We start from the raw sequence: 12,813 nt of genomic DNA, 5'->3' as shown, positions 1-12,813 counted from the left end.
ATTTTGTATCTAAATTAATACAACTTTAAATCTCAATAAGTCTCTAATTTCTATGTCATTATGACAAAATGGATTATTTATATTTTTATTTTTAAAAGCACTTTATGTTTTCCTAAAAATATAGATAGTATCTCTATAGAAGCATTAAGAGATACCCCTCTAAAAGCTTTAGCTACAGCAGAAAAACTTTACAATACGTCTCAAAATAATGCTGAAAAGCTTAACGCACTTATGTTAAAAGCTTCTATTTTAAGACAATACGGTTTAAAAAATGAAGCCATTGAAGTTATAAAAAAAGCAAATAATATAGCCAGTAACAATAAAAATTACAGTTATATAGCAAGGCTTAATGGCTTATTATCAACCCTATATAGAGAAACAGGTATTACATGGGCAGGAAAAAAAGCTTTAAAAAAAGCTATAAATGCCAGTAAAGAAATAGAAAACAAAAACGAACGTTATAAGTTTTTAAATAACCTGCAGCAAGAGATGGCTTATTATAATATTGCTGATAAACAATATACAAAAGCTATCCAAAATTTAATAAAAGGTGGGGAATTTATCTCTAAACTAGAAAAAAGTAAAGAACAAAAATTTCTTTTAGCCGTAAATAAAGAATTGATAGGAAAAAGCTACCTTTCTTTACAAAAAACAGACTCTGCATTTTACTATCTTATACAAGCAAACAATAACCTTAATAGTTCAGCTTATATCAATAGCCCTTTAAAAGGATTTATTTATAATGATTTAGGAAATGCATATATGCAAAAAAACGATACTGTTAATGCTCATGTAAATTACCTAAAAGCATTAAAAATAGCTAAAAAATCAGATTTTTATAACTTAAAAACAGAAGTCTATAAAGCACTACAATATTACTACAAAACAACAAATAATAATACTAAATACATTGTTTACAATAACCTAAAAATAGATTTAATAAAAAAAGAGCATGAAACTCAGCAAATATTAGCCAATAAACTCTTGGAAAACCTAAACACAAAAGAGAATAACCTTAAAAACAGTTATTCAAAAAACATATTTTATACACTATCAATATCTATTGTTTGTATTTCGCTTCTTTTGCTTCTGTTCTACTACGAAAGAAAAAAGAATTCTAAAAAACACCTAAAACCTTATAACCAAACCAAACTTGCGCTCCCTCAAAAAAGTGAGACAAATAATAATAAAGAGTACATGCCGAAAGAAACAGAAGATTTAATATTAAAAAAGCTTGAAGAATATGAAAAATCTAATTTTTACTTAGAAAAAAACACCTCTCTTGCTACAGTGGCGTCATATTTAGAAATAAACAACAGGTATCTTTCTCATGTTATAAATAAGTATAAACAAAAAGATTTTTCAAGCTATATTAATGATTTACGAATAGACTATATTGTTAGCTGTTTAAAAACAAAACCTAAATACTCTAAGTATAAAATAAGTTATTTGGCCGATTTAAGCGGTTTTTCTTCTCATAGTAGGTTTACTGTTGCATTTAAAAAAAGTACCGGCTTATCTCCCTCGGCTTTTATCAGTTCTTTAAAAAAGAAATCTATTTAACTAAAGCTATTTCTCCCCTTCATACTCCAATGTTTTTCCTACATAAACAAGGTAACTACCTTCCTCTATTGTTGTTAAATACTGGTCTCTGTTATGTGCTGGGATAATATTTAATTCTCCTTGTGGGTTTTTTACAAACAACGGAATACTTTCTGGGTTGATTTTTATAAGCTCCAATAAACCTCTTAGGTGTTCTAAGGAGTTTAACTTTAGCTCTTGTATTTGCGGATACTTCCTTGCAATTTCCATAAGGTTTATATAATCATCTGTAGGAGAGAACAAGCCTTCTGAAGGATTATTTTCAGGATCAACCATTTCATCGGAGGTAATTAAACGATAAGAGCCTTTTTCCCCACACTGTTTTCTAAACTTACTTATAGCCGTTTTATTTATGTTGCTATTACCTGTCATTGCCATAAGGTAGCCAACATCATTTAATTCTATATTGTTAAAAATATCTTCTGCATAAACACTTCCTTCTATGGCGTTTATCCCCATTTCTTGTGCCTTTCTTACATTATCAGAGTTACTGTCTAATAAAACTACATGGCGATTATTATCATTAAGGTATTTTCCTATAAGTCTTGAAATAGACGAGGCTCCAATAATCAATATTCCTTTAGAATCTTTAATAAAAACACCTACAAGTTTGGCAAATAACCTAGCAGTAGTTGCATTAAGTAAAACGGTACCCAATACAATCATAAACACTAAAGGAGTAATATATTCTGCTCCTGGAACTCCTTGCTTGTTTAATGTTAACCCAAAAAGAGAAGCAATACCTGCAGCAACAATACCTCTAGGGCCTACCCAAGAAATAAAAGCTTTTTCGTTAAATTTTAAATCAGAATTTATGGCACTAATATACACCGCTAAAGGGCGTATTAGCAATACAACAATGGCAAATAAAATAAGCGACTCCCAACGTAAAACCAATAACAAATCGCTAATATTAATATTGGCCGCGAGCAATATAAACAAGATAGAAACCAATAAAATACTTAGTGATTCTTTAAAATATAACAACTCATTAATATTTGGAAGTTCTTTATTACCCATTACCATACCCATAATTACCACGGCCAACAAACCGCTTTCGTGAGCAAAAATATCTGCTACAACAAACACGCCTAAAACCGTTGCCAGAATAAATACATTTAGCAAATAATGTGGTATGATTTGACGTTTGATAAGCAAAGCTAATATATGAGCAAAGGTAAAACCAAAGGTTAGCCCAAAAAGTAAAATTTTACCAAACTCGATTAAAGCGGTAAGTGTAAAATCCTGGCCTCCTTCAACCCTTATAAATTCAAACATCAATACAGATACAAGTGCCCCAATGGGATCTATCAAGATTCCTTCCCATTTCAATACAGAAGAAACATTTGTTTTTAAAGGTATATTCCGCAGAATAGGCGCAATTACCGTTGGCCCTGTTACAATAATCAACGCAGAAAATAAAAAGGAGATTTGCCAAGAAAGCTCAAAAATAAAATGGGCAGCCAAACCTGCTCCTGCAAAGGTAATGATAGAGCCTATGCTTATTAAGTTAAAAATTACTCGCCCAACATTACTTACCTCGCTTTTTTTAAGGGTTAAACCTCCTTCAAACAAAATTACCGCAATGGCTAAAGAGACAAAATAAAATAAACTCTCTCCCGGAAATAAGCCTTTTTCTCCATTCCATATTGGCTCTATCCATTTGGTTCCATCTACAGAAAATAAAGTAGAAATAGGTCCTACTAGCAAACCAATTATAATAAGTGGGAGGATAGCAGGCGTTTTGGTTTTCCATGCCAACCATTGTGCAAATATTCCTAATATAACAATCCCAGCTAATTCTATCATGTAATGTGTTTTTTTAAGCTATTTAAAAAGTTAAAATTAAATTTTTTATTCTTAATTAATCACCTATATCTGAAAAATATTGATATTTTAGAGGCTTAACCCCTTATAAACACTCATTTATGGATGAATTTAGCCTCTTAACACTCCTTGCTGTTTTAGCAAGTGCTTGGATAGGCGGACTCATATCCAAACGCCTTGGTTACCCCGCAATTTTAGGAGAATTAATTATAGGTATTATTCTAGGACCCGCACTCTTAGGCTGGTTAGCCCCTTCAGGAATGATTGATATTTTATCGGAAGTAGGTATCATCCTCCTCATGGTTCATATAGGCATGGAAATAAATTTTAAAGACCTCGGTAAAGCTTCTTGGCCTGGCCTGCTTGCCGCTATAGGAGGCTTTATAGTCCCTTTTATACTCGGGTATTATACCATACTCCATTTTGGAGGAACACAGATGTCGGCTATATTTGTAGCAATAGCTGTTGCGGTTACCTCGCTCGCAACAAAAAGCAGAATTCTAGTAGACCTAAAATTACTCAATACCAGAATTGCTTACGTGCTCATGGCAGGCGCATTAATTTCAGATACCCTTGCATTAATTATTTTTGCTGGAATTATAACCTATATAGACGTAGGAGATATAGATACCCTTGGTCTCCTATGGGTTGCCAGTAAAGCTATCCTATTTTTTATTGTTACCACCTTAATAGGTATTTATCTATTACCTTTACTAGGCAAATACCTACGTAAAGCAAATATTAAAAACCGCACCTTACACTTTACCCTTATCCTTATCCTTACATTTGGTTTTTCTGAATTAGCAGAAATAGCAGGATTACACAGTATTTTAGGCGCTTTTATGGCAGGACTTTTTATTAGAGACGGAATATTTGATAGACAAGTATCTAAAGAAGTAAACAATATCTTTCACGATGTCTCTATAGGCTTTTTAGCTCCCATATTTTTTGTTTCTTCCGGATTTCATGTAACACTAGATGTTTTTAAAACAGACCTCTCTTTATTTATAAGCGTAATTATAGTAGCTATTGTTGGTAAAATTGTAGGTACAGCCTTATTTTACCTACCAAGCGGACATGGTTGGCGAGAAGGAATAACCGTAGGAACAGGCATGAATGGCCGAGGAGCAGTAGAAATAATTATTGCAGGAATAGGACTTAAAATGGGCATTATTTCTAACGAAATTTTCTCCATATTGGTGTTCATGGCCATCTTTACAACCCTTACCGTTCCTGTATTTCTTACCTGGACAACCAACTGGTTACGCAAAAGAGGGGAACTTGTAGAACAAGACACCAGAAAAGGCTACCTAATTCTAGGTGCAAACCCATTAGGCTTATACATTGCCGAAATTTTAAACCAAGAAAACGAAGTAACCATCCTCGATGCCAATAAAGAAATGCTCACCCAAGCCCAACAAAAAGGTTTAAAAACCATACACGGAAATATTCTAGAAGAAGAAACCCTAGAAGATGCCAACGCTACAGAAAAACAAACCTTTATAGCCCTTACAGGAAATAGCGAAATAAACCTTCTTGCCGCCCAATTAGCTAACGATACTTTCTATATCCCACAGAAAATAATTTTATTTTCCCCTAAGAAGAATAGCGTAAATGCTAAAATGCTAGACAAAGTAGACACCTTTACCATGTTTGCCAATAAAACAAAACTACAACCCTGGGTAAATAAAATAGATAACAAAAATTTTAAAGAAGAAACCCTCGATGCAACACAAAAAATAACAGCAGAAAATTGGGTAGAAAGCCACCAAAAAAGCAATAAAAATGTTCTTCCTTTATTTATTGTAAACAAAGAAGGCAAAAAACGCCTTTTCCATAACAAAGAATCTATAATGCCAGAAGAAAAAGTTATTTACCTAACTTAACAAAACTCTAAGAATAAAAAATTAAATAATTGAACAAGCTTTTACTAAATTGCATGTTTTAAAATCATAGCTATGACCCTATACCCCATAGAAGCCGGAAATTTTAAACTCGATGGTGGTGCAATGTTTGGCGTTGTACCCAAAGCACTTTGGAACAGAACCAATCCTGCAGATGCCAATAACCTTATCGATATTGCAGCACGTTGCCTTTTAATAGAAAACGGTGACAAACTTATCCTTATCGATAACGGATTAGGCGATAAACAAAACGAAAAATTTTTCAGTCATTATCACCGCTGGGGAGACTTCTCGCTAGATAAATCGCTAAAAGAAAAAGGCTTTCATCGGGACGATATCACCGATATTTTTATGACCCATTTACACTTTGACCATTGCGGAGGAAGTATCCAATGGAACAAAAACCGTACAGGCTATGAACCTGCATTTAAAAATGCAAAATTTTGGACCAATAAAGAACATTGGCAATGGGCTACCAACCCAAACGCGCGCGAAAAAGCTTCTTTCCTAAAAGAGAACCTTCTACCAATGCAAGAAAGCGGACAATTAAATTTTTTAGATAAAAGTGTAACATTTCAATACCATGAAAGACTAAACTTTAGCACCCTATATGTAGACGGGCATACCGATAAGCAAATGATTCCGCATATAGAATATAAAGGAAAAACCTTAGTTTTTATGGCAGATTTATTACCTACCGCAGGGCATGTGCCTTTACCCTATGTAATGGGATACGACACCAGACCCTTGCTAACGCTGCAAGAAAAAAAGAAATTCTTAGAAACCGCAGCAACCAAAGGTTATTACCTTTTCCTAGAGCACGATGCGCACAACCAAATAATAACCGTAAAACATACCGAAAAAGGTGTGCGATTAGACAAAACTTATACATTCGACGAAATTTTTAATTCTTAAATAAACCCAAATGAAAAAGATTCTATTAAAACCCTTATTAGCAGCAGCAATTATTGCCTTTGCAACTGCTTGTGGTACATCGGGTCCTGTAATTACTTCTACTCCAATAGAAAATATAGATACACAGGTTTTAAAAACCACTCCTTTAAATGAAGAACAACTAAAAGATTGGTGGCACCAAGACTTAGCCCAAGATACTATCCCAGGGATGAGCATCTATAAAGCCTACCAAGAAATTATAAAAAATCAAGAAGGAAAAACGGTTATCGTAGGTGTAATAGATAGTGGAATAGATATAGAACATGAAGACCTAAAAAATGTGCTTTGGGTAAACGAAGGCGAAATTCCAGGAAATGGAATAGACGACGATAAAAATGGCTATATAGATGATATCCATGGATGGAATTTCTTAGGAAATACCATCGAAGAAAACATGGAATATGTGAGAATTATTAGAGACTTTGAAAAGAAATTTGAAGGCAAAACAGAAAGCCAAATTGCAGCTGCCGATAAAAAAGCTTTCCAAACCTATCAACGCGCTTTAAAAGAATTTGAAAAAGAATATACCGAAACCGAACAAAGCATAGACTTCTACAAAGGTCTTGCCGATAAAATAAACGCTTCTAACAAATTAATGCTAGAAAAAACAGGTAAAAAAGAACTTACCAAAGAAAACCTAGCAGCATACGAACCTCAAGGAGCAGAAGAACTAGAAGCTAAAAGCTTTTTACTTAACATGATAAATAATCTAGGAAGTATAGAAGCAGCTGCCGAAAGACTTACAGGAGCAACAGAATATTTCCAAAGCCGTTTAGATACCCACTTCAATAAAAACCTATACGGCAGAAAAACCAACGATAACATCCATGATATTAACGATAAATATTATGGTAACGGAGATGTAGACGGTCCAGACCCTAAAAAAGAAGATGCAAAACACGGTACACACGTTGCCGGAATTATTGCTGCACAACGCAACAATAACATAGGGATGGATGGCGTTGCCAATAATGTAAAAATTATGGCCCTCCGCGCAGTACCTGATGGAGATGAATACGATAAAGATATTGCACTTGCCATCCGCTATGCAGTAGATAACGGAGCAAAAGTATTAAACACAAGTTTTGGTAAATACTTCTCTACAAATCCAGAATGGGTTATCGATGCTATTAAATACGCAGAAAAACACGACGTACTTATCGTAAATGCAGCAGGTAACGATGCTACAAACCTTGATGAAAAACAAGTATACCCGAACGATCAAACACCAGAAAATCCAGTAGAAATTTCTAATAACGTATTAACTGTTGGCGCATCTAACTATGATTACGGTACAGACCTTATTGCTACATTTTCTAACTACGGAAAAGAAAATGTAGATGTTTTTGCTCCTGGAACAAAAATATATGCTACAACACCTTTAAATACCTACGAGTTTTTACAAGGTACCTCTATGGCTTCGCCTGCAGTGGCGGGGATAGCTGCAATGATTAGATCTTACTTTCCTAAATTAAGTGCAAAACAAGTAAAAGAAGTAATTATGGAAAGTGGCTTATGGCTAGATACACAAGTAATTGTACCTGGACAAGAAGACGTTAAAGCCTTTAGTGAACTTTCAAAATCTGGAAGATTAGCCAACCTTTACAACGCTCTTATCTTAGCTAGTAAAAAATAAGCTTAGTTACTAAATAATTAGAAGAGATTCCTGCCTTGTACAGGAATCTCTTTTTTTAAATACCTATCCCTATTTATAATTAAAATTTATTATCTTCAAAAACTAAAATTTAAAATAATGAAAAAACTACTTTTCTTATCATTTACCCTATTAAGTTTTGGGATACAAGCACAAAACAACCATTCCTATTGGCAGCAACATGTTGATTATAAGATGGAAATTGATATGGATGTAAAAAATTATCAATACCACGGAAAACAAACCTTAGTCTATACCAACAACTCTCCAGATACACTTTACCGTGTATTTTATCACTTGCATTTTAATGCTTTTCAACCAGGTAGCGAAATGGATGTACGCTCAAGAACCATAAAAGATCCCGATAGAAGAGTAGAGGACAGGATAAGTAAACTTCAACCCAACGAAATTGGCTACATCAAAGTAAAAAGTCTTAGCCAAGACAACCAAGAAATAAAGCATACGACTGTAGGAACCATTCTAGAAGTAAACCTGAAAAAACCTATTTTACCAGGAGAAAAAACAACTTTTAAAATGGATTTTGATGCACAAGTACCAAAACAAATTAGACGTTCAGGACGTAATAGCACAGAAGGAGTTGCCCTGTCTATGACGCAATGGTATCCAAAATTAGCCGAATACGATTTTGAAGGTTGGCATGCAGACCCTTACATCGGGAGAGAATTTCATGGCGTTTGGGGAGATTTTGACGTAAAAATAACTATCGATAAAGATTATATAATAGGCGGTACTGGTTACCTACAAAACCCTAACCAAATAGGTTATGGCTATGAAGATGAAGGCGTAAAAGTAAAAAGAAAAGGTAAAAAATTAACTTGGCATTTTATCGCACCTAATGTACATGATTTTAGCTGGGCTGCCGATCCAGATTATATCCATGATAAACGCATGGCTAGCGACGGAACTCAGCTTCATTTCTTATACAAAAACAATAAAAATCCTGAGTTTATAAAAAATTGGAAAAATTTACAAGAAAAAACAGAAGGATTGCTGTTGTTTTTCAATAAACACATTGGTCCTTACCCCTACAAGCAATACTCTGTGATTCAAGGTGGTGATGGCGGAATGGAATATGCTATGTGTACTTTAATTACCGGAGAAAGAAGTTTTGGAAGCTTAGTAGGCGTTACTGCTCACGAATTAGCCCATGCATGGTTTCAGTTAGTTTTAGCCACTAACGAGAGTAAACACGAATGGATGGACGAAGGTTTTACATCTTATTTCTCTACCTTGGCAGAAGAATATGTAATGAACAGCACCAACAAAAATCCGTTTGCAAACACCTATAAAGGCTATTTATACCTAGCAAACTCTGGAGTAGAACAACCTGCAAGTACCCATGCCGATAGGTATAACTTTAACCAAGCCTATGGGATTACAGCTTATTCTAAAGGAGCCATATTCCTTAGTCAATTAGAATACTTAATAGGTGAAGAAAACTTTAAAAAAACCATACACAGATACTATAACGATTGGAAATTTAAACACCCTACACCTAACGATTTTAAACGGGTTGCCGAAAAAGTATCTGGAGCTCATTTAGATTGGTATTTAACCGATTGGACGCAAACAACCAATATCATAGACTATGCCATTAAAGGCCTTGTAGAAGAAAACAACCAAACAATAATTACCCTAGAAAGAAAAGGCTTAATGCCAATGCCACTAGAAGTACTTGTTACCTACAAAGACAACGCAACACAACGCTTTTATATTCCTTTAAGAATGATGCGTTTTATAAAACCTAATGCAGGATTGGTACTAGATAACTGGGCGTGGGCTTACCCTGCCTATACCTTAAAATTAGATAAACCTAAAGCTTATATCGAAAAAATAGAAATAGATCCTAGCCAGCGTATGGCAGATGTAGATCCTACAAATAATGTATATCAAAATTAATATATACATTTTAAGTTAAATGCATAAACCCTGCTCTAATACCTATAGGAGCAGGGTTATTATTTTAATTCTTATAACTACTTTTTTAATAAAAATAAAATCAAGTTTAAACAATTAGATTACTTCTTATCTTTGTTTCATGGAGCAAACCTTTCCGCGCATAGAAAAATTAAAAAGTAAACAACTTATCGGACAAGTATTTTCTAAAGGAAAATCAGTAAAAAAATTTCCGGTACTATTGTTGTATTATCCCTTACCAACACATTATACTACACATAAAGTAGCCGTAAGTGTACCCAAACGAAATTTTAAAAAAGCTGTAGATAGAAACCGCATAAAACGCCTAATAAGAGAAGCTTACCGTACACAAAAACAAATTATATATACTCCAAACCATAAAAAGTTTGCAATATTATTTTTATATTTAGGCAAAGAACACAAGCCGTATTCTAAGATACAACAAGCTGTAAATACTTTATTACATGAAATTAATTAGTCTATTATTCTTTTTGCTTCCGCTTGCATGTGCACAAGGCGGAGATAATCTAAATGCTTATAAGCACACCGAGCTAGAAAGCGATGCCGTACAACCAAAAGCTTATGCAAGTTCTCCAAATGCTAAAGCTAGTAACACAAGCCCACAAAAGCAAGAGCAAAAAATTATAAAAACAGCTTCATTAAGGTTTGAAACTAAAGATATAGAAAAAACTCAACAACAAATTTCGGAAATTGTAAACGCCAACAAAGGTTATTTTGTTAGTGATAATTCTTACAAAAATTATAATCGGATAAATAGAAATTTGGAAATAAGAGTACCTACAGAAAATTTCCAAAACACTATCGATCAAATCTCTAAAGGCGTTACTTATTTTGAACAAAAACAAATTTCTCGTAAAGATGTAACCGAAGAATTTATAGACTTAGAAGCACGATTAAAAACCAAACGAGCCTTAGAAACACGGTATATTGACTTACTAAAAAAAGCTAAAGATATCAAAGAGATTTTAGCCATAGAAAAGCAAATAGCAGATATACGAGAAGAAATAGAAGCAAGACAAGGCAGGTTAAACTACCTAAAAAGTCAAGTTTCTATGAGTACCCTAAGCATAAACTTTTATAAAGTAACCGCAGAAACAGGAATAACCGAGTCTTACGGACAAAAAATCATCAATGCCTTTAAAGGAGGTTGGGATGGCGTTTCGGTAGTTTTTATTGGTTTAATTTACCTTTGGCCACTGTTTATCCTTGCTTTTATTCTTATTATATTTCTTTATATTTACTTTAAACGAAATAAAAAAGGAAAAAAGGTATCTTAATATGCGCTATAAAAAAAGAATTATTACCGGTATCCTGGCCGTAGGAATCCTAAGCATTACTACAAGTTTCAAATCAGATTTTTTTGAAATAGCTAAACAAATAGAAATTTTCACTACACTTTTCAAAGAATTAAACATGAATTATGTAGATGAAACAAACCCAGCAAAGCTAATGGATACCGCCATTGAAGCCATGTTGGAAGACCTAGACCCTTACACCAAGTTTTGGAACGAACAAGAAGTAGAGCAAGCACGTATCCAAAACGCAGGTGAATATACCGGAATTGGAGCCCATGTAAAAACAACCCAAAATAAAATTATTCTTAGAGAAGTATATCAAGACTATCCCGCAGATAAAGCCGGATTAAAAGCGGGCGATGAAATTATTAAAATAGATAATATTACTTTACAAGATTTTGATGAAGATGCAGGAGAATTACTAAAAGGAAGCCCAGATACACAAGTAAAACTTACCTATTTAAGACAAGGCAAAACCAAAACCACAACACTTACCCGAGAAAAAGTAAACATCAACGCCGTGCCTTTTTATCAGCTTACCGACGGCGATATTGGTTATATTGTACTCACAAAATTTAATAAAAAAGCATCTGCAGAAGTAGCCGGAGCCCTACAAGAATTAAAAAAACAAGGCGCTAAAAAAATTATTTTAGACCTACGAAACAACCCCGGAGGTTTACTCTCCGAAGCCATAAATGTTAGCAATATATTTATTGAAAAAGGAGCTTTAATTACCAGTACAAAATCTGTAATAGAAAAGTACAACAAGACTTATTTTACCCAAAAAGCAGCCTTAGATACCAACATTCCAATTGCCGTACTTATAAATGGCAGAAGTGCCTCTGCAAGCGAAATTGTTTCTGGAAGCATACAAGACCTAGACCGTGGAGTAGTTTTAGGTGCTAGAAGTTTTGGAAAAGGACTTGTACAACGCCCTAAAAAACTTACCTATGGCACACAACTTAAAGTAACCATTTCGCGGTATTACACCCCAAGTGGAAGATGCATCCAAGCCCTAGACTATCAACACCGAGATAAAGAAGGAAACGCCATACGTACACAAGAAGATAACTATAAAGAATTTCTTACAAAAAACGGAAGAAAAGTTTACGACGGTGGAGGAATTCTTCCTGATATAGAACTAAAAACAGCAGCGTACAGCGAAATTACAAAAGCCCTAGAAACCGAAGACATTATTTTTAACTATGTTACAAAATTTTACTACGATAATCCACAATTAGACCCTAAAAAATTCTATGTAGATGAAAAAATCTATACAGACTTTTTAAGCTATTTAAAAAACAATAACTTTACATATACCACCAAAACAGAAAAAAGTCTTCAAAACACCTTAAAAACAGCAAAAAAAGAAGGTTTAGATAAAGATATAGAACAAGAATATCAAACACTATTAGCAAGTATACAACAGGCAAAACAACATGAGTTGCAAGAAAAATCGGAAGAAATAAAACAACTTCTTACCGACCAAATTGTAAAACGCTATGTGTACGAAAAAGGTTTATATGCCTACTATCTAACCAACAACGATGTTATTAAAAAAGCCAAAGAAATACTTAACAACCCAGCGGAATACAAAAAAATTCTAAAAACCAATTAA

9 protein-coding genes are annotated in these 12,813 nt (G+C 33.8%); 8 read left to right on the top strand and 1 reads right to left on the bottom strand.

Features of this window, described 5'->3' with window-relative positions:
• Positions 1 to 60: 60 nt before the first annotated feature.
• Positions 61 to 1,563, top strand: a complete 1,503-nt coding sequence (locus tag GGR32_RS03635; protein WP_183476565.1) for a helix-turn-helix domain-containing protein — start codon at positions 61 to 63, stop codon at positions 1,561 to 1,563.
• Between the two features lie 6 nt (positions 1,564 to 1,569).
• Here GGR32_RS03635 and GGR32_RS03630 read toward each other — a convergent pair whose 3' ends face one another.
• Entirely contained in the window at positions 1,570 to 3,411 is a 1,842-nt protein-coding gene (locus GGR32_RS03630; protein WP_183476562.1) for a cation:proton antiporter, read from the bottom strand.
• Positions 3,412 to 3,530: 119 nt separating this feature from the next.
• On the opposite strand from GGR32_RS03630, the gene GGR32_RS03625 reads away from it, so the two are divergent.
• The 7 genes from GGR32_RS03625 to GGR32_RS03595 all read left to right on the top strand — a co-directional run bounded on the left by GGR32_RS03625 (position 3,531) and on the right by GGR32_RS03595 (position 12,813).
• A complete protein-coding gene (locus tag GGR32_RS03625; protein WP_183476560.1) occupies positions 3,531 to 5,315 on the top strand; it encodes a monovalent cation:proton antiporter family protein in 1,785 nt (594 codons plus the stop codon).
• A 72-nt stretch (positions 5,316 to 5,387) separates the two neighbouring features.
• Positions 5,388 to 6,248 carry an MBL fold metallo-hydrolase gene (locus GGR32_RS03620; protein ID WP_183476558.1) on the top strand — a complete coding sequence of 287 codons (861 nt, stop codon included), beginning with the start codon at positions 5,388 to 5,390 and terminating at the stop codon, positions 6,246 to 6,248.
• 10 nt (positions 6,249 to 6,258) lie between these two features.
• Positions 6,259 to 7,923 carry a S8 family peptidase gene (locus tag GGR32_RS03615; protein ID WP_183476556.1) on the top strand — a complete coding sequence of 555 codons (1,665 nt, stop codon included), beginning with the start codon at positions 6,259 to 6,261 and terminating at the stop codon, positions 7,921 to 7,923.
• Positions 7,924 to 8,040: 117 nt separating this feature from the next.
• Positions 8,041 to 9,861 carry a M1 family metallopeptidase gene (locus GGR32_RS03610; RefSeq protein ID WP_183476554.1) on the top strand — a complete coding sequence of 607 codons (1,821 nt, stop codon included), beginning with the start codon at positions 8,041 to 8,043 and terminating at the stop codon, positions 9,859 to 9,861.
• A 139-nt stretch (positions 9,862 to 10,000) separates the two neighbouring features.
• Positions 10,001 to 10,357, top strand: a complete 357-nt coding sequence (gene rnpA, locus GGR32_RS03605) for a ribonuclease P protein component (RefSeq protein WP_183476552.1) — start codon at positions 10,001 to 10,003, stop codon at positions 10,355 to 10,357.
• A complete protein-coding gene (locus GGR32_RS03600) occupies positions 10,344 to 11,177 on the top strand; it encodes a DUF4349 domain-containing protein (protein ID WP_183476550.1) in 834 nt (277 codons plus the stop codon). The genes rnpA and GGR32_RS03600 overlap by 14 nt, the downstream gene beginning before the upstream one ends.
• Position 11,178: 1 nt before the next feature.
• Positions 11,179 to 12,813 carry a S41 family peptidase gene (locus GGR32_RS03595; protein WP_183476548.1) on the top strand — a complete coding sequence of 545 codons (1,635 nt, stop codon included), beginning with the start codon at positions 11,179 to 11,181 and terminating at the stop codon, positions 12,811 to 12,813.

Source organism: Mesonia hippocampi (assembly GCF_014197445.1).
Lineage (GTDB): Bacteria > Bacteroidota > Bacteroidia > Flavobacteriales > Flavobacteriaceae > Mesonia > Mesonia hippocampi.
This window is presented reverse-complemented; position numbering and strand designations above follow the sequence as displayed.

What these genes read in the sequence shown, in the direction of transcription:
- GGR32_RS03635 (WP_183476565.1), top strand. Translation starts at nt 61, where the DNA reads ATGACAAAATGGATTATTTATATTTTTATTTTTAAAAGCACTTTATGT.
- GGR32_RS03630 (WP_183476562.1), bottom strand. Translation starts at nt 3,411, where the DNA reads ATGATAGAATTAGCTGGGATTGTTATATTAGGAATATTTGCACAATGG.
- GGR32_RS03625 (WP_183476560.1), top strand. Translation starts at nt 3,531, where the DNA reads ATGGATGAATTTAGCCTCTTAACACTCCTTGCTGTTTTAGCAAGTGCT.
- GGR32_RS03620 (WP_183476558.1), top strand. Translation starts at nt 5,388, where the DNA reads ATGACCCTATACCCCATAGAAGCCGGAAATTTTAAACTCGATGGTGGT.
- GGR32_RS03615 (WP_183476556.1), top strand. Translation starts at nt 6,259, where the DNA reads ATGAAAAAGATTCTATTAAAACCCTTATTAGCAGCAGCAATTATTGCC.
- GGR32_RS03610 (WP_183476554.1), top strand. Translation starts at nt 8,041, where the DNA reads ATGAAAAAACTACTTTTCTTATCATTTACCCTATTAAGTTTTGGGATA.
- rnpA (WP_183476552.1), top strand. Translation starts at nt 10,001, where the DNA reads ATGGAGCAAACCTTTCCGCGCATAGAAAAATTAAAAAGTAAACAACTT.
- GGR32_RS03600 (WP_183476550.1), top strand. Translation starts at nt 10,344, where the DNA reads ATGAAATTAATTAGTCTATTATTCTTTTTGCTTCCGCTTGCATGTGCA.
- GGR32_RS03595 (WP_183476548.1), top strand. Translation starts at nt 11,179, where the DNA reads ATGCGCTATAAAAAAAGAATTATTACCGGTATCCTGGCCGTAGGAATC.